11 protein-coding genes are annotated in these 18,320 nt (G+C 64.8%); 8 read left to right on the top strand and 3 right to left on the bottom strand.

Translation table 11 applies throughout. The features are described from left to right. The first annotated feature begins 57 nt into the window (after positions 1–57). The 3 genes from rpoC (at position 58) to AC1KAT_RS17190 (ending at position 7,267) form a co-directional block, all read left to right on the top strand. Positions 58–4,281: a DNA-directed RNA polymerase subunit beta' gene (gene rpoC, locus AC1KAT_RS17200; protein WP_480328183.1), complete on the top strand. Its 4,224-nt coding sequence runs from the start codon at positions 58–60 to the stop codon at positions 4,279–4,281. A gap of 216 nt (positions 4,282–4,497) precedes the next feature. Further along, complete coding sequence (mnmE, locus tag AC1KAT_RS17195; protein ID WP_480328181.1) at positions 4,498–5,871, top strand: tRNA uridine-5-carboxymethylaminomethyl(34) synthesis GTPase MnmE; 1,374 nt, start codon at positions 4,498–4,500, stop codon at positions 5,869–5,871. 184 nt (positions 5,872–6,055) lie between these two features. Further along, positions 6,056–7,267 carry a tyrosine-type recombinase/integrase gene (locus AC1KAT_RS17190; RefSeq protein WP_480328179.1) on the top strand — a complete coding sequence of 404 codons (1,212 nt, stop codon included), beginning with the start codon at positions 6,056–6,058 and terminating at the stop codon, positions 7,265–7,267. Between the two features lie 27 nt (positions 7,268–7,294). On the opposite strand, the gene AC1KAT_RS17185 is transcribed toward AC1KAT_RS17190, so the two are convergent. Continuing rightward, complete coding sequence (locus AC1KAT_RS17185; protein ID WP_480328177.1) at positions 7,295–9,889, bottom strand: DEAD/DEAH box helicase; 2,595 nt, start codon at positions 9,887–9,889, stop codon at positions 7,295–7,297. Positions 9,890–9,892: 3 nt separating this feature from the next. Continuing rightward, on the bottom strand, positions 9,893–12,001 hold the full coding sequence (locus AC1KAT_RS17180) for a site-specific DNA-methyltransferase (protein WP_480328175.1): 2,109 nt from the start codon (positions 11,999–12,001) through the stop codon (positions 9,893–9,895). A gap of 190 nt (positions 12,002–12,191) precedes the next feature. On the opposite strand from AC1KAT_RS17180, the gene AC1KAT_RS17175 reads away from it, so the two are divergent. From AC1KAT_RS17175 to AC1KAT_RS17155, 5 genes are all read left to right on the top strand, one after another. Further along, entirely contained in the window at positions 12,192–13,436 is a 1,245-nt protein-coding gene (locus AC1KAT_RS17175; RefSeq protein ID WP_480328173.1) for a hypothetical protein, read from the top strand. A gap of 1 nt (position 13,437) precedes the next feature. Continuing rightward, complete coding sequence (locus AC1KAT_RS17170; protein WP_480328171.1) at positions 13,438–14,262, top strand: hypothetical protein; 825 nt, start codon at positions 13,438–13,440, stop codon at positions 14,260–14,262. Positions 14,263–14,354: 92 nt separating this feature from the next. Continuing rightward, on the top strand, positions 14,355–14,624 hold the full coding sequence (locus tag AC1KAT_RS17165; protein ID WP_480328169.1) for a helix-turn-helix transcriptional regulator: 270 nt from the start codon (positions 14,355–14,357) through the stop codon (positions 14,622–14,624). 57 nt (positions 14,625–14,681) lie between these two features. After that, entirely contained in the window at positions 14,682–15,176 is a 495-nt protein-coding gene (locus tag AC1KAT_RS17160) for a helix-turn-helix domain-containing protein (RefSeq protein WP_480328168.1), read from the top strand. Next, entirely contained in the window at positions 15,154–16,260 is a 1,107-nt protein-coding gene (locus AC1KAT_RS17155) for a tyrosine-type recombinase/integrase (protein WP_480328166.1), read from the top strand. The genes AC1KAT_RS17160 and AC1KAT_RS17155 overlap by 23 nt, the downstream gene beginning before the upstream one ends. A gap of 157 nt (positions 16,261–16,417) precedes the next feature. Here the strand turns inward: AC1KAT_RS17155 and AC1KAT_RS17150 are convergent, their stop codons facing one another. Beyond that, positions 16,418–18,139: a right-handed parallel beta-helix repeat-containing protein gene (locus tag AC1KAT_RS17150; protein ID WP_480328164.1), complete on the bottom strand. Its 1,722-nt coding sequence runs from the start codon at positions 18,137–18,139 to the stop codon at positions 16,418–16,420. Positions 18,140–18,320 lie beyond the last annotated feature (181 nt).

The raw sequence follows: 18,320 nt of genomic DNA, 5'->3' as shown, positions 1-18,320 counted from the left end.
GCGCTTCTGCCCCCGTCAATTCATTCCAACCTCGTGCTGAATTTTTAGGAGAAAGCCATGAAAGGCTTGCTGGATCTCTTCCGTCAATTCACCCCTGATGAGCATTTCGATGCCATCAAGATCGGCCTCGCGTCGCCCGAGAAGATTCGCTCGTGGTCGTTCGGTGAAGTGAAGAAACCCGAAACCATCAACTACCGGACCTTCAAGCCGGAGCGTGATGGCTTGTTCTGCGCCAAGATCTTTGGCCCGATCAAGGACTACGAATGCCTGTGCGGCAAGTACAAGCGCCTCAAGCACCGTGGCGTGATCTGCGAGAAGTGCGGCGTTGAAGTCACGCAGACCAAGGTTCGCCGTGACCGCATGGGCCACATCGACCTGGCCGCGCCGTGTGCGCACATCTGGTTCCTGAAGTCGCTGCCGTCGCGTCTGGGCCTGGTGCTCGACATGACGCTGCGCGACATCGAACGCGTGCTGTACTTCGAAGCGTACGTGGTCACCGACCCCGGCATGACCCCGCTGAAGAAGTTCTCGATCATGACCGAGGACGACTACGACGCGAAGCGCACCGAATTCGGCGACGAGTTCGAAGCCAAGATGGGCGCCGAGGGCGTCAAGAAGCTGCTCGAAGAAATCGACCTCGACGTCGAGATCGAGAAGCTGCGCGGCGACATGACCGGCTCGGAGCTGAAGGTCAAGAAGAACTCCAAGCGCCTGAAGGTGATGGAAGCCTTCAAGAAGTCGGGCATCAAGCCGCAGTGGATGGTGATGGACGTGCTGCCGGTGCTGCCGCCGGACCTGCGTCCGCTGGTGCCGCTGGACGGCGGCCGCTTCGCCACGTCCGACCTGAACGACCTGTACCGCCGCGTCATCAACCGCAACAACCGCCTCGCGCGTCTGCTGGAGTTGAAGGCCCCGGAAATCATCGTCCGCAACGAAAAGCGGATGCTGCAAGAGGCGGTCGATTCGCTGCTGGACAACGGCCGTCGCGGCAAGGCGATGACCGGTGCCAACAAGCGCGCGCTGAAGTCGCTGGCCGACATGATCAAGGGCAAGTCGGGCCGTTTCCGCCAGAACTTGCTGGGCAAGCGTGTGGACTACTCGGGCCGTTCGGTCATCGTGGTGGGCCCGACGCTCAAGCTGCACCAGTGCGGCCTGCCGAAGCTGATGGCGCTTGAACTCTTCAAGCCCTTCATCTTCTCTCGCCTCGAAGCCATGGGCATCGCCACCACCATCAAGGCGGCGAAGAAAGAGGTCGAGTCGGGCACGCCGGTCGTGTGGGACATCCTTGAAGAAGTCATCAAGGAACACCCGGTCATGCTGAACCGCGCGCCGACGCTGCACCGCCTGGGCATCCAAGCCTTTGAGCCGGTGCTGATCGAAGGCAAAGCGATCCAGCTGCACCCGCTCGTTTGCGCGGCCTTCAACGCCGACTTCGACGGTGACCAGATGGCCGTCCACGTGCCGCTGTCGATCGAAGCGCAGATGGAAGCCCGCACGCTGATGCTGGCTTCGAACAACGTGCTGTTCCCGGCCAACGGCGAACCGTCGATCGTGCCGTCGCAAGACGTGGTGCTGGGTCTGTACTACGCGACCCGCGAACGCATCAACGGCAAGGGCGAAGGCATCATCTTCTCGGACGTGGTCGAAGTGCAGCGCGCCCTCGACAACGGCCAGGTCGAAGTCACCGCCAAGATCGCCGTGCGCCTGACCGAATGGGTCAAGAACAAGGAAACGGGTGAGTTCACGCCCGAGACCAAGATTGTTGACACGACGGTGGGCCGCGCCCTGCTGAGCGAGATCCTGCCCAAGGGCCTGCCGTTCTCGAACATCAACAAGGCGCTGAAGAAGAAAGAAATCTCGCGCCTGATCAACACCTCGTTCCGCAAGTGCGGTCTGAAGGAAACGGTCGTGTTCGCTGACAAGCTGCTGCAGTCGGGCTTCCGCCTGGCCACGCGCGCCGGCATCTCGATCGCCATCGACGACATGCTCGTGCCGAAAGAAAAGCACGTGCTGATCGAGCGCGCCGAAAAAGAAGTGAAGGAGATCGAGCAGCAGTACGTCTCGGGTCTCGTCACGGCCGGCGAGCGCTACAACAAGGTGGTCGACATCTGGGGCAAGACCGGCGACGAAGTCGGCAAGGTCATGATGAGCCAGCTGTCGAAGCAAAAGACCACCGACCGCCACGGCAAGCAGGTCGACCAGGAGTCGTTCAACTCCATCTACATGATGGCCGACTCGGGTGCTCGCGGTTCTGCCGCGCAGATCCGCCAGCTGGCCGGCATGCGCGGCCTGATGGCCAAGCCGGACGGCTCGATCATCGAAACCCCCATCACGGCGAACTTCCGTGAAGGTCTGAACGTGTTGCAGTACTTCATCTCCACCCACGGCGCCCGTAAGGGCCTGGCGGACACGGCGCTGAAGACCGCGAACTCGGGCTACCTCACGCGTCGTCTGGTGGACGTGACGCAAGACCTGGTGGTGATCGAAGACGACTGCGGCACCCAGAACGGCATGAACATGCGCGCGCTGGTTGAAGGCGGTGAAGTCATCGAATCGCTGCGCGACCGCGTGCTTGGCCGCGTGACCGCCATCGAAGTGCAGCACCCGGAAACCGGCGCCGTGCTGGTCGAAGGTGCCCGCATGCTCGACGAAGACACGCTGGACGTGCTCGAAGCCGCTGGCGTGGACGAAGTCAAGGTGCGCACCGCACTGACCTGCGACACGCGCTTCGGCATCTGCGCGCATTGCTATGGCCGCGACCTGGGCCGTGGCGGCATCGTGAACCGTGGCGAAGCGATCGGCGTGATCGCCGCGCAGTCGATCGGTGAACCCGGCACGCAGCTGACGATGCGGACCTTCCACATCGGCGGCGCGGCCTCGCGTGCGGCGGTGGCGTCGAGTGTCGAAGCCAAGTCGGACGGCATCATCGGCTTCAACGCCACGATGCGCTACGTGACCAACGGCAAGGGCGAACTGGTGGTGATTTCGCGTTCGGGCGAAATCGTCATCACCGATCCGCACGGCCGTGAGCGCGAGCGCCACAAGGTTCCGTACGGCGCCACGCTGAACGTCAAGGCCGACCAGACCATCAAGGCCGGCCTCGTGCTCGGCAACTGGGACCCGCTGACCCGCCCGATCATCACCGAGTTCGCCGGCAAGGCGAAGTTCGAGAACGTCGAAGAAGGCGTGACCGTCGCCAAGCAGGTGGACGAAATCACCGGCCTGTCGACGCTGGTGGTCATCGACCCGAAGCGCCGCGGCTCGACCAAGGTCGTGCGCCCGCAGGTCAAGCTGCTCGACGCCGCGGGCGTCGAAGTGAAGATCCCGGGCACCGACCACGCGGTGACCATCGGCTTCCCGGTGGGCTCGCTGATCCAGATCCGCGACGGCCAAGACCTCGCCCCGGGCGAAGTGCTGGCACGTATCCCGGTCGAAGGTCAGAAGACCCGCGACATCACCGGCGGTCTGCCGCGTGTGGCCGAGCTGTTCGAAGCCCGCACCCCGAAAGACAAGGGCACGCTGGCCGAGATCACCGGCACGGTGTCGTTCGGCAAAGAGACCAAGGGCAAGGTTCGCCTGCAGATCACCGACCCGGAAGGCAAGGTCTTCGAAGAACTCGTGCCGAAGGAAAAGAACATCCTGGTGCACGAAGGCCAGGTGGTCAACAAGGGCGAGTCGATCGTCGACGGCCCGGCCGATCCGCAGGACATCCTGCGCCTGCTGGGCATCGAAGAGCTGGCGCGCTACATCGTCGACGAAGTGCAGGACGTGTACCGTCTGCAGGGCGTGAAGATCAACGACAAGCACATCGAGGTGATCGTTCGCCAGATGCTGCGCCGCGTGCAGATCACGAACCCGGGCGACACGCACTACATCGCCAACGAGCAGGTCGAGCGTTCGGAACTGCTGGACACCAACGACCGCATGCGCGCCGAAGGCAAGCAGATCGCCACGCACGCGGACGTGCTGCTGGGCATCACCAAGGCGTCGCTGTCGACCGACAGCTTCATCTCGGCGGCGTCCTTCCAGGAAACGACGCGCGTGCTCACCGAGGCGGCCATCATGGGCAAGCGCGACGAGCTGCGTGGCCTGAAGGAAAACGTCATCGTGGGTCGCCTGATCCCGGCCGGCACCGGCATGGCCTTCCACGAAGCCCGCAAGGCGAAGGAAGACCTCGACGATGCCGAGCGCCGTGCCATCGCGGCCCAAGAAGCCGAAGAGTTGGCCACGGTGACCGACGACGCCTCGGCCGACGCGCCGAGCGGCGACGTGGCCGAGTGATCGATGCAACGAGGCCTTCGGGCCTCGCCTTGAAAGGCCGCCTCCGGGCGGCCTTTTTCATTGGGGAAGGGGTCACGCTTCTTCAGCGCAAGACGAAGACGCAAAGACGCAACCCGAGACATCAAGGCATGACTTGGCGTTCCGAGCCGTTGTCCTTGGTGGCTCTGCGTTGAAAGACCTGGCCCCACACCCGATGACGAGACAATCCCGACCACCATGCTGAGCCGCCACCAAGAGCCCATCGTCGCCATCGCCACCGCACCCGGTCGGGGGGCCGTGGGCATCGTTCGGGTATCGGGCAAGGGGATCGGCGCGGTGATCGAGTCCATCTGCGCGAAGCCGCTCAAGCCGCGCCACGCGACGCACGGGCCATTTCTCGACGCGCAGGGGCAGGCCATCGACCAGGGGCTGGCGATCCACTTTCCGGCACCGCACTCGTACACCGGCGAAGACGTGCTCGAACTGCAGGCGCACGGTGGGCCGGTGGTGCTGCAACTGCTGCTCGCGCGCTGTCTCGAAGCGGGCGCCGCACTCGGCCTGCGGCTGGCCGAGCCGGGTGAATTCACGCAGCGGGCCTACCTGAACGACAAGCTCGACCTCGCGCAGGCCGAGGCCGTGAGCGACCTCATCGACGCCAGCACCGAGGCCGCCGCACGCTCGGCCGGGCGCTCGCTCAGCGGCGCCTTCTCGCACGAGATCGACGCGCTGGGCGAGCGCCTCGTCACGCTGCGCATGCTGGTCGAGGCGACGCTCGACTTTCCCGAAGAAGAAATCGACTTCCTCGACAAAGCCAACGCGCGCGGACAGCTCGATGCGATCGCCGAGGAGGTCGAGGCGGTGCTCGACCGCGCGCAGCAAGGCGCCTTGCTGCGCGACGGCATGCGCGTCGTGCTCGCGGGGCAGCCCAACGTCGGCAAGAGTTCGCTGCTCAACGCGCTGGCCGGGGCCGAGCTGGCGATCGTCACGCCGATCGCGGGCACCACGCGCGACAAGGTCAGCCAGACCATCCAGATCGAAGGCGTGCCGGTGCACGTGACCGACACCGCCGGCCTGCGCGACAGCACCGACGAGGTCGAGCGCATCGGCGTGGCGCGCAGCTGGGCCGAGATCGAGACCTCGGACGCCGTGCTCTTCATGCACGACCTCACGCGGCGCGGTGAGCCGGCCTACGAGGCCGCCGAAGCCGACATCGCCGAGCGCTTGCCGGCCTCGCTCAAGGGCAGCCCGCGCCTCGTGCACGTCTTCAACAAGGCCGACGCGGCGATCGCCGAGGGCTTGGATGGCGTGGTGCTGTCGGCGCGCACCGGCGATGGGCTGCAGGCCCTGCGCCGCCGCCTGCTCGACCTGGCCGGCTGGCACGCGCTGCCCGAGGGCGTGTTCATCGCCCGTGCGCGACACGTGCAGGCGCTGCGCACGACGCGCGGGCACCTGGCCTTGGCGCAGTGCGAGGTGCAGTCGCCGAGCCCGGCGCTCGACCTGCTGGCCGAAGAGCTGCGCCTGGCGCACCGCGCGCTCGCGCAGATCACCGGCGAGTTCACGCCGGACGACCTGCTGGGCGAGATCTTCAGCCGCTTCTGCATCGGAAAGTAGAGTTGCTTCCGACGGTCGCCGAAGCCGTCCAATTCGTTGCTGCAAGCTGTTGTTTTTATTGGATTTAGCGTCCTAGAATGTTCAAGAGGGCACAGCACCAGCCAATCCGACGTGCGTCCAAGTTTGTGTCCAAGTAAGCCACTTGGACACACGCGACCCGTCTACTTGGACATACGGAGGCCTGATGCCACTGTCGGAAACAGCGCTCAAGGCGCTAAAGCCCAAAGACAAGCCCTACACCGTCACCGACGAGCGGGGCCTGTATGTCGAGGTCTTCCCGACAGGCGGCGTTGTATGGCGCTATCGCTATCGCCTCAATGGCAAGACAGAGAAGGTGACGCTGGGCAAGTACCCTGCGCTCACGCTCAAAAACGCGCGGATCAAGCGCAACGAGGCGGCACAGGCAGCAGCAATGGGCACTTCGCCCGCCGAGCAGAAGCAGCTAGCCAAAGTCGCGGAAGCCGACCAGACCACCGTGCAAGAGTTCAGCGAGCGCTTCTTCCGGGAAATGGTGGAGAAGGACCGCAAGGACGTGACCATCCCCCGGCGCTACTTGGACAAGGCCATCCTGCCCGCCATCGGTAGCAAGCCCGTGCGCGACGTGACCACGGAGGACGTGCGCGCCATCATCTGGAAGAAGAAGGACGAGGGCTTCGACGCTGCCGCCAGCAACATCCGGGGCGTGCTGAAGCGCTTGTTTGACTACGCCATGACCGCCGGACTGGTGACGGTGAACCCGGTGCTGGCCTTGCCCACCCGTCACGTGCACCGAGTCAAGGCGCGTGAGCGTGCGCTTACACCGGACGAAATCCGCAAGTTCCTGAAGGCGGCCTTCGAGTCCAACATCCGGCGGCAGTTCAAGATCGCCATGCACCTGTTCTTGCTGACGATGGTGCGCAAGTCCGAGCTGCTGCTGGCCCGCTGGGAGCATGTGGACTTCGAGCAGGGCGAGTGGCATATCCCGGCGGCGCACTCCAAAACTGGCAAGCCGCACATCGTCTATCTGTCGCGGCAGTCGCTGGCGCTGTTCAAGGAACTCCAGGCCTTGGCCGGCGGCAGCTTGCTGGTGCTGCCGGGGCGCGGCAGCCTGACGAAGACGTTCGCGCAGAACGCCATCAACCAGGCGCTGAAGGTGGCGCTGCAGGGCCAGGACATCCCGGCCTTCACGATTCACGACCTGCGCCGCACGGCGTCCACACTGCTGCACGAGAACGGCTGGCCCTCGGACGTGGTGGAAAAGGCCCTGAACCACACCATCGGTGGCGTGCGGGGCGTCTACAACCGCGCCGAGTACGGGCCGCAGCGTCAGGAAATGCTGCAGTTTTGGGCCGACTACATCGACCAGCTCATGGGCAGCGGGCAGGTGATCCTGGGGCGGTTCAAGCAGGTGGCTTGAAGCCGGCGCACTCCATGCCGCCAGGGTTCAGTAGTCAGACGAGAGAGGTCCCTTGAACAGGCTGGCCGCGTCCTCGGCCTCCGCGATGGCATCTCGCACCGTGGCCTTCGTGAGGTCCAACACACGCAGCCGTCCGAGCGCTTCCGCTACGGACTCGACGCGCCGAAACGCTGCAGGGTGCGTGGCTGCATAGGTTGCCAAGCCGCGCAGCTTCGGCAGCGCATCGGCCAGATGCAGCCCGTGCGGGTCTACTAGATCTGCCACCAGGGCTCCATCTTCGGTCGTGGCTATGAAGATGAAGTCGGGCCGGACGATGCCGTACTGCTCCCCCGACAGGTAGGCCACGCCCAGCGACGACTGCCCTGGCTGCTGCGGGTTGCGATACCAGAAGCGGAACCCCGGGCGCTTCATCTCGGTTTCCAGCACCTTCACTTCCCAGGCATTCATCTCGGCCGGGTAGAGGCCTTGCGCATCGCACAGCAGGTGCTGCGGGTAGGTGGGCAGCGCGGTTTCCATGTCGTTGACGCGCACCCGGGTCATCTCGAAACGGCCCGCCGGCTTCACCAGGTCCACGTCCTGCGGTTCGGTGCTCATCTCTCGCACCTGGCGGTAAGACTCCTGCCGGTCGTGCGACAGCCGCTTGATGGCCGCGCCGTGCGTGCCCAGCCATTCCTTGGCCAGCCGGTCAGCGGCGGCGTCGAAGATGGGCTGCACTTCTGCCAACAGGCCCAGGGCCGCTACCTGAACCCGCGCTTCAACCAGCGCTTCCTCGAATTCGTCAGCGTCTTCCGGGTCGGCAGCCCGGTAAGCCAGCGCATCAACGTATGTGCGGGACACATCCGGGCTGAACACCCGCGCGGCGCGGCGGTAGGCGTCGTCGATCACTGCCATGTCGGCTTCTTCCCAAAACTCGTCGAAGCTCTTGGTTCGCCCGCGCATGTCGGCCACCACCGTCTTGCCGTCCACCGTCAGCACACCCTTGCGCTTGGCAGCGATCTTGTCCTTTTCGCTTTCCTGCAGGCCGTCCAGCACCGCGTGCAGCGCGGCATGGGCCAGCTTGCCGGCGCCGGGCAGAATTTCGTCCGAGGCCAATTCGTGCGCCAGCGCCGTCAGACGCCGCGCCGGCTTGGCCCCACGCTGCGGGCGGGTCTGCGAAGGCAGGCGCTCGAACAAGGCCCACACCTCGGCGCCGGCAGCCGGGTTCGGCACCATCTCCACCGGGTTGACCAGCACGCGCCCAGGCGGCGGCGGGGCGCTGTCGTCACCCTTCATCAGCGCCTCGACCACTTCACCCACCGTGCTGCGGTTGAACTTGGGCAGCAAGCAGTCCACCGAATTCAGGCGGTCGTTGCCCGGTATGCGCCGCGCCAGGGGCGAGCGCACCATGCGGCCCAGCAGTTGCGTGATGTGCGTGCGGTCGCTGGCGGATCGGAACGACACCATCACTTCCGCTCGGGGGCAGTCCCAGCCGGTGCTGATGGCGTCCTTGGCCACCAGCACGCGCACCCAGGTGGCGTCCTGCACCCGTTCAGGCGCGATGTAGGGCACCTGCCGTTGGCCGAACTGCTGCGTGCTGTGGTCGCCCAGCACATGCGCCACGCTGCCGGCGGGCAGGTCGGGCCACTGCTGGTAGATGGTGTCCAGCGCGCGGCCAATGTCGTTCGGGTCGGGGGTGTTGGGCACCTGCAAGACCATCAAGGGCAGCACCGTGTGCGGTTCTTCCTGCTGCCGCGCGTACTCGGCCCAGGCATCGGTGCTGGCCTTCAACTTATCGGTGGCGCGGCGCACCAGCACCGTGTCGAAGTCGCCCACCTCGTCGGGCATGTCCAGCAGGATGGTGTCCTTGATCAGGCCAGACTCCTGCACCTTGGCCGCGTCCACCACCACATCGGCCAGGCGGTCGCGCTTCAGCGCGCCATCCATCGCCTTGTTGAAGCGCTCCACCGTGGCCGAGATGCCCCACACCACCGGGATGCCGGGCACGCCGTGGGCGCCGTTGATCAGCCGCTGCACGATGGTGGTCTTCGCGCTCAGGCTGGCGGCGCTGGGCTTGCCCATGCCGCGGTGGGCTTCGTCCAGCACCAGATACAAGGTCAAGCTGGGGTCTTCAATGGTGTTGCGGATGGTGTCCCACATGGTGTGGGAGCGCAGGTCGGGCCGGGTTTCTGGCAGCAGGGTGCCGGCCATCTCGTCCAGTTCCTCGGGGTCATGCCCGCGCACCAGCAGGCTGTTCTTGCCCAGCTTCTGGGTGTTCAGGAAGTAGATTTTCCCGGCCTGCAGCTTGGCCTGGTTGAAGGTGTTCTCCACCACCACTAGGTCGGTGTGGCGGATGCGGTCACTGGCTTCCATAAGGCGGAAGCGGGTCTGTTCGTTCAGCGAAGGGTCGTCGCTGAACCAGATCACCACCGCGCCCGGGTCGGCGTCGAAGCTGTAGTCGTCGTCGCCGTGGAACAAGGCCTCGAAGGCGGCAGCGGCCATCACGGTCTTGCCGGCGCCGGTCACGGCTGTCAGCGAGAAAGCATGTCGCCGGCCTGCAGAGTGCCAGGCCGTTCTCGCCCATTTCAGGTGTTCCAGGGCATCGCGCACTGCGTCGGCCTGGTAGTCCTTCAGCGTGAACTTCATGGTTCAGTCCCCGTTCGTGAAGCTGAAGTTGGTCAGGTACGACTCGTACAGCCTCACCGGCTCCACGCCATCGGGCAAACGCCGGGCTAGCGCCTGGAAACGGCGGTCGTCGTCGGTGACGATGTAGGCGATGCGCAGGCCCGGGGTCCGTTGCACCGCCTTGATGAACGGTGTGCCCGCGTCGGGCTCCACCAGCAGGCCATACGCATCAACGACAGCCCAGCCCTCGGGCGGCAGCTTGTCGATGCGCGGGCCACGGCTGCCGGCGCGCAGCCACAGCAGCGGTGCGATGCGCTCGAAGGCGCGGTTGTGGTTGATCGAGACGGGGGTTTCGTACGTCAAGGTGAAGAACTCGGCGTTTTCGTCGAAGCCGTCGGACATCGGGAACTCGTCGGCGAATCTGTAGTCGCCCTTGATCGGTTCGCCGCGCGGCGTCCTACCAGTTATGGCGGCCGCTATGCGAGGCTTTGTGATGTGATCGCAAATGCCCCATCGCTCCCATTCTGCATCTCCGGGGCGCAGCGACTTGCTACGCAGCGAGGCATGCTCATTTGCAGAAACCTCGTTATTCGTGACACAAATGCATTGCCGTGTGCCGCTGTCTTGCCTATTGAGGCGCATTACGGCGTGTGCGGTAGTGCCCGAACCGGAAAAGAAGTCCAGGACAATTGCTCGCTTCTTCTTGAGAATGAAGAGACGCAATGCATCCTCAACCGCATACAGAGACTTTGGGAAATCGAAGTCATGGCCCGGGATCAAAGCCTTAATGATCGACTTCCCGTGTTCTTGAGCACTGTGTGACTCATTGTCCCACTGCGTAGTAGGCATAGAGGACTTGCCCGCTTCAAACTCGACAATCGCAGCACCGCTAGGCTCGTACCCTACTACCTTGAGACTGCCTTCACCGATCTCCGAAATTTGCCCGCTTGTTAGATAGTAGAGACTAGGCTCCCTGTTCCCTCTGCCAGCGCTAGCACGGACAAATCCCTTTGCCAGCCTGGACTCAACAGACTTGGGCGTTAAGCCCCAGTTCATCTCGGTTCCATCTGGTCGAACAGGCCAGATCGTGAAGCAACCGGGCATATCAGCAATCGTGGCCCGATCAACGTCAGGGCTGATCGGCTCACCTATCGCTTCAATCTTCTGGGATGTCCGGTTCACATAAATGGGAAAGAACTGCGACTGTCCGCCCTTCGCTGTTCCTCGTCGCGATTCGATGTCGGTTCGTCGCAAACTCGCCCACCGAACCGGCGCCCCGGTCTCGGTGCGGTTTGGGTCAAGTTGCGCAGCGCCAAACATGACAAAGTAAATGAATTCGTTAGTCCTCCGAAACTCGTTCGCTCGAACTATGCCTTTTCTATTGATCACAGAAGAGACCATCTGAATCTTGGAGTCCTGAAATAGCTGTTCAAGCAGTAATCCAAGGCGAAGGTACTCTTTCTCGTCTATGGTGACAATCAGCACCGAGTCGGCAGGATTCAATAACGTGCGCGCGACGAGCAGGCGCCGCTCCATCATCGCCAGCCACTTGCTGTGCCGGTAAAGATCGTCGTCTTCTACATAATCGTTGTTGTATTTCCAGTCCCTCGCGCCGGAGTTGTAGGGCGGGTCGATGTAGATCGCATCCACCTTGCCCCGATGCGTATAGGTCAGCGCCTTCAAGACGTGATAGTTCTCGCCATTGATGACGGTGTGGTGGGGCTTGTCGCCCCCGCGCTGCACCCGACCCGTGCTGATCAGGCCCGGGTAGATGGTGTCGCGGAACTCGGCCACCACCACCAAGTCGTCCAGCGCCACGGTCTGCGCCTGTGGCACGGCTGCGTTCAGCAATTCCAGGTCGGCCACCTTGCTCGTTGCCGCTTTGCGGATGGCCTTGACCTGCCACAGCCGCGTGTCGCCCTTCTTCGTGGAACCGCGTGGCGGCAGCACGCGCACCTTGTCGCCCTTGCGCACCGGGCGCTGCGGCAACTCCACCACCTCGGGTCGGTGGCGCTCGAAGTTCAGGCCGAAGGGAAGGCGCGAAGACAGTTGCTTGAACTCCTGATCCAGGTCGGCGCCCAGTTGCGGGTCTTTGGCCTTGGCCTGGGCAATCAAGTCGGTCAGTCGGGACACGGGGGCTCCAAATCAATCCTTCGATCACGCGTGCAGCGCCGCGTGGGGTTGTGAATGTAAAGGGGGGCGGCCGAGTTCACTGCAATGTTGCCAGCTCTGGCTTGTTCACTGCCTACGTACCCAAGCCGCGGACGGTACGTACATTACGGGCCCATAACGTCCCATGTCAGGGGCGCACCCAGGGGGTGCCATGTCGCGGAACTACTCCAGCCGGGACTTCTTCCGGCAAATGCCCAATGCCATGCTGGCGCGCTACTTCGCCGGCAAGTCTCTGTTGGCGGGCCTGGACTTCAAGGCCATGAAGGAGGGCAAGCCCGACGAGCTGCTGGAGGCCTGGGGCCAGTTGCCCGACGAACAGCGCAGCGAAGCGGAGGCCGACTTCCGCGAGATCCTGGCGATGAGCAACCGCAAGGGCTATCAGGCGCTGCTGGACGAGGCCCGCTGGCAGCTTGAAGACCAGCCCGACGAGCTGCAATCTCTGCTGGGCAAGCTGGGCTCGCTGGAAGATTTCTATTCCCGCGCGATGGAGGCCTTCCTGAGCCTGCCCGCGTGCTGGAAAGGGGCGACGCGCTTTCACTACGCCGACCAGCTCACCCACTGGCGCAAACGGAAGAACTTGCCCCAGGTGGCCGCCTCCGCCGGCCATGAAGACACGGCGAAGCTGGCCGCGCTGATCAAGGGTTACTTCGCGCGCACGGAGGGACGGGGCAAGAACTGCGTGGTGGAGGCCTACCGGCGGGGCGAGCGCGACTACTTCTTCGCCTTCCCGGAGGACCACGCGCAGCGCAGCATTGAATGGGTGGACGGCGAATTCCACCCGCGCCCGCACAACCCTGCCTTCGAGATCGTGTTTGTCTACGCGCAGAAAGAGGGCACGCTGGACCTGAACTTTCGCGGCAGCCGCAAGGCCATCGAGGCGTTGCAAGGCATGTTCGCGCAGGCCATCCTGAAGCTGGACGAGCTGCCGCCCGACCCGAAGGACGAACGCGTCTATGACCTGCAGGCGCTGGCAAAGCCCGACTTCGACTTCGCGCATCCTGTGGGCAGCGGCATTGGCACGGTGGTGGTGAAAAAGCTGCGGCTGTCGTCCCGCGTGCGGGCCGGAGACCGCATCACGGTGGAATCGGATTCCACCAACAACCGGCAGGCGATCTACGAACTGGTGGGTCAGATACAGAAGTCGCTGCCGCTGCACCTGTACAACGTCACGCAGGTGGAGCTGGCCGCCACGGTGTTTGTGGCCGAGGGCAAGCCGCCCAAGACGGTGAGCTTCCGCATAACGCACCCGAACTCCTGTTCGCTCAAGTACGACGACCTGGACCTGACGCTGCGGCAAATGCTGGAGGACTCGGGCATTGAGCCCAAGGCGCCAGCCGAGGCCCCCGCGCAGCCGGCTGCTGTCGCTGCGGGGGTGAAGGCTACCGCTGCCGCCTGACGTGGAACCTGCGACCGCTGCCCTGGGTGAACTGCTGGCCCGGCTGGGTGCGGCCGGCGGCGGGGCCATTGAACTGCGGGGCGACGAGCTGGCGCGCTGGCCGGCGGAGGCGGTGCAAGCGCTCCACGCCCGCCGGGTATTGGCGCCTGCATCACCTGCGACCAGCGCGGTGTGCGATGGATGCGAGCGGGGTTGTTCGATGCCAGTGCAGGTGCTGACCAAGCAAGGGCAGCCGCCCCGCGCCTTCATCGCGTGCGACAAGGACGATGACATCGGGCGTGTGCCGGTGGCGTTGCGGCGGCTGGATCGCTGGCGCGCGAGCGACACGAGCTTGGCCGACGCGCTGGCGAATCTGCTGGGCAGCACCGAAGCCACACGGCTGATGGGCGATGTGAAGGCGTTGCGCCTGGGGGTGGTGGCTGGGCGAACGACGCGGGCGGCGGTGCTGCTGCGCTGGCAAGACGGTGGTGCGGTGCTGGAGGTGGCAGGGCATGTGCTGCCGCTGGACCTGGCGCTGACGATCAAGGACGCCGCGCTCAACCTTGACGGCATGACGCTGGTGCGATGCGTGGACGCACCTGCAGCCGGTGCGGGGGTGCCGGCCGAGTCGCCCGATGAACGGCGGCAGCGGCTGAAGGCGCGTGTCGCGGCAGAGAAACGCAAGGGCACCAAGGCTTTCATGCAAGCGGTGGCGGCGGAGGAAGGGCTATCGCTGTCGCGGCTGAAGCAGTTGGTGGCGGAGCCAAAGCCACCGGCTGACACCTGGGCCGCACCGCTGGCGGGCCTGGCCGGGGCTGGCTCGAAGAAGCCCGCACGCAAGCGCTGATGCGGCCTGCGGCGCGATGCCGCTGGACAGCTTGCGAGACAGGGGGCTAGCCAGCTCCCACTGGCACCCGTCCCAACCAACGAGGTGCCAAGATGCTCCACACGCTCCTAAGACTTCCGACCGTCAAGGCGGAGACCGGCTACAGCCGCAGCACGATCTACCTGCGCATTTCGCAGGGCCTTTGGACTCACCCCGTCAGCCTGGGTGCAAGGGCGGTGGCCTGGCCTGCCGGTGACGTGGCCGCACTGAACGCGGCGCGCATTGCCGGCAAGACCGAGGCGCAGATTCGCGCGCTGGTGGTGAAGCTGGAGGCCTCACGCGGGCAGACCGAGCAGGACGTGGCGCCTACGGCGGCGGAGTAGGCCGTGACCACACATCGGCCGAACCCTCGGCTTGCCAAGATTCATCGCAGCTACACCGTGGACGAGATTGCCGCGCTGTACGGCGCGCATCGCAACACGGTGCGGGCCTGGATCAAGCGCGGCCTGCCCACCCTGGATGACCGCCGCCCGGTGCTGGTGCTGGGCCGGCACCTCCGCGACTTCCTGCAAGCGCGGCGAGAGGTGAACAAGAAGACCTGCGGGCCTGGCCGCCTCTACTGCGTGCGCTGCCGCGAGCCGCAGCACCCCATGGGTGGTGCCGTCCGGTATGAGCCGCTGACGGAAACGCTGGGCAATCTGGTGGGCCGCTGCCCTTCCTGCGATGCCAGCCTGTACCGGCGCGTGAGCGAGAAAAGCCTGGCTCGGGCGCTGGGTGGCTTGACGGTTCTACAGGGTCTGGACGGTGCCGATTCACGCAGAAATGGCGCGCGTGATGCGCAGGGTCTGGAGCACATAGACGAGAGCCACCCCGCCTGCACAAACAGTGACTTCAACCAGGACGCCAGCACCCATGCGAAACCATCACCCCGATAACGAGCGGATCAAGCGTCAGTACTTCGTCTTTCTGAAGGAAGCGAAGCGGCAGAGCGAGGACTCGGTGGACGCCACGGCGGAGGCCATTGCGCGTTTCGAGGCCGACACTCAGTACCGCGACTTCAAGACCTTTCACTTCGAGCAGGCGGTGGCCTTCAAGCGGCGCCTGGCCGACAAGGAGAGCCGCGCGACGGGCGGGAAATTGAGCAAGGCCACGCAGTACGCGACGCTGGCGCACCTGAAGCGCTTCTTTCAATGGCTGGCGATGCAGCCGCTGTACAAGTCCAAGCTGAAGTACAGCGATGCCGAGTACTTCAACTTCTCGGAGAAGGATTCCCGGGTCGCCACGGCCCGCCGCACCCGCGCGGCACCGACGCTGGAACAGGTGCACCACACCATTGCGACGATGCCGGCCGGCACGGTGATCGAGCAGCGCAACCGCGCCTTGGTGGCCTTCGCGCTGTTGACTGGCGCGCGTGACAGTGCACTGGCCTCACTGCGCCTGAAGCATGTGGACCTGGCCGCCGGCAGCATCTACCAAGACGCCCGCGAAGTGAAGACGAAGTTCAGCAAGAGCTTCACGACGTATTTCTTCCCGGTGGGCGGGGAGGCCCGGCGGATCGCCGAGGATTGGGTGGACTACCTGCGGCGTGATTGTTTGTGGGGGAACGACGACCCGCTGTTCCCGGCCACGCTGGTGGAAGTCGGCCAGTCCCGTCACTTCGAGGCCACGGGCCTGGACCGCAAGCCCTGGGCATCGGCCGCACCCATCCGGGCAATTTTCAAGGAAGCCTTCGCGGCGGCGGGCCTGCCCTACTTCAACCCGCACAGCTTGCGCAGCACGCTGGTGCAACTGGGCCAGACGATCTGCAAGACCCCCGAGGACTTCAAGGCCTGGAGCCAGAACCTTGGGCACGAGGGCGTGCTGACGACCTTCTACAGCTACGGCAGCGTGGCGCAGAACCGGCAGGGCGAGATCATCAAAGACCTAGCCAACCCGCCGGCCGTGGCGGCGACCCAAGCCGACGCGATTGCAGCGGCAGTGCTCCGAAACCTTGAACAGCGGGGCGTCGCGCTGCGGTGATGGGGCAACCCTCTCCGCGTATGTCCAAGCTTGTGTCCAAGTGGAAGGATAGAGAAGTGAAAACCCAGTATCCATGCGGCTGCAGCGCGGTTTCTATGTTCTGCATCGAAATAAAAAAGGCGCCCCGAGGGGCGCCTTTGTCACGCGGGTTCAGCGATCACTCACGCGAACCGATGTTGGGGACCGAGCGCGCCACGCCGCCACGGTCGTGCGTGCTGCTGAGGGTCGCATGCCCGGCATCGACGGCCGGGCTGCCGGTCTGCAGCGAGTCGGTCCACCACGCCGTCGCGGTGGGTGCGGCCACGAAGAGCGGATCGGCACTGACGCCTTGCAGGTCCCAGCCCGCGGCTTGCGCCTGGGCCAAGGTCGAGAAGGTGGTGCCGGACGCCCAGCCCCAGCTCCAGCGCCCGTGGGTGCTGTTGGGGATGTGGCACAAGTTGTTGTTGAAGACCGCATAGCTCGACGCGTCGCTCAGCTCGAAGCAGTAGTGCGTTCCCGTGGCGGTGCTGCCATACGACACGAGGTTCGACACCACCGTCAGGTTGGAGCCCGCCGAAGCCACCAGCGGATTGCCCGGCAGCAGCGCGTTGTGCAGGTCTCGCAGCGAGACACCCGTGCCACCCTGAGGCTGGGCGAAGTGCATCGTGTTGTTGCGCACGATCGCGCCCGAGTCGAGGTCGTCGCCGGTGCCGGGGGCTCGCTCGGGGATCACGACGCCCGTCTGCGACGTGGCCTGCGTGTTCACGATGAGGTTGTCCTCGATCACGATCCCGGGCGCTGCGTTGGCGCCGATGGCGATGAAGCCGACATTGACGATGGCGTTGCGCCGGATCTTCACGTTGCGGAACCACTCGGGCGTGGTGTACCCCGTGTTGACCGCGATGCCGTAGCAGCCGCCTGCCGATGCGTCCTGGCGGATGTTGTTGCCCTCGATGACGAGGCCGTCCCACTGGCCGTGCACCGTGACGTTGCCGCCGGTGCAAACGCCGTTCACCGCCGAGTTGTTCACGAAGGAGTTGTAGCGGATCGTCCCCCGCTCGCCGTGGCCGCTCAGGTAGATGGCGTGCTCGAACGCGCTGCCTGAGAAGTTGTTCGCCAGGAAGACGCTGTTCTCGATGACCAGGTCTTTGGCATCCCCCAGGAAGCCCATCGAGCTGTTGTCGTGGATGTAGGCCGCGCGGATCGTCAGGTTGGTGACGCCCACGGTGCCGGTGCTGGAGCTGATCGACTCGACCGCGATCTTGAAGCCGGTCATCTCGACGTTGTCGATCGTGAGGTGCTGAACGTCGTTGTGGATCATGAAACCGCGGTCGGCCACACCGTTGCCGTCGAGCTTGAGGTTTCGGATCACGTAGCCACCATCGTTCAGCGTGTCGCTCGTCCAGCCGAAGCGGAAGGCCGTGGCTTGTGAGGGCGACTTGAGCCAGGGCAGCGTGTTGCCGCCCCAACTGGGCGCGTAGCTGTCGAAGACGATCGGCTGGGACGGCGTGGCGTTCGGGTTGACGGTGATGAGGTAGAAGTTCGTCCACGCGCCCCCGCGCGCGAAGCGAACCTGCGAACCGGCCGGCAGCGAATTCGCGAAGTTCGGGTCGATGGTTCGCTTGGGTGCGGAAGGGCTGGTCCCTGCGTTGGCGTTGTCGCCGGGAACGCAATCCACGTGCGCGCCCGCTTGGCAATCTGAAAAGTAGTAGATCGGTCCGCTGGTCGTGAGCGGCGGCAAGGGCGTCGGGTTGTAGTTCGCCGCGCTTTCACGCGCTTGCGATCCGGCGGGCGACTCGTCGCCGCCCCCGCCGCAGGCCGCCAGGGTGGCCATCAGGCACAGGCCTGCGGCACGCGCGAACAGCGCGCGATGTGAATGGAATGTGCTTGGTTTTCTCATGGTTCCTCCTAAAGTCTTGTGATGACTGGCCGCTTGGCATGCCGGGCGGCCAGCGGTGACCCTTGCGGTCACCAACCGACCCAGCGTGAAATGCCGTCGTCGGAATGTTCAGGATAGCGACCGGGTGGCTCGTCAGATGAGCCTGGGCACGCCCGGTAACCCATGCAGCGACAGGGCCGAC

This window comes from Piscinibacter sp. PDB5-1 (assembly GCF_056676035.1).
This window is presented reverse-complemented; position numbering and strand designations above follow the sequence as displayed.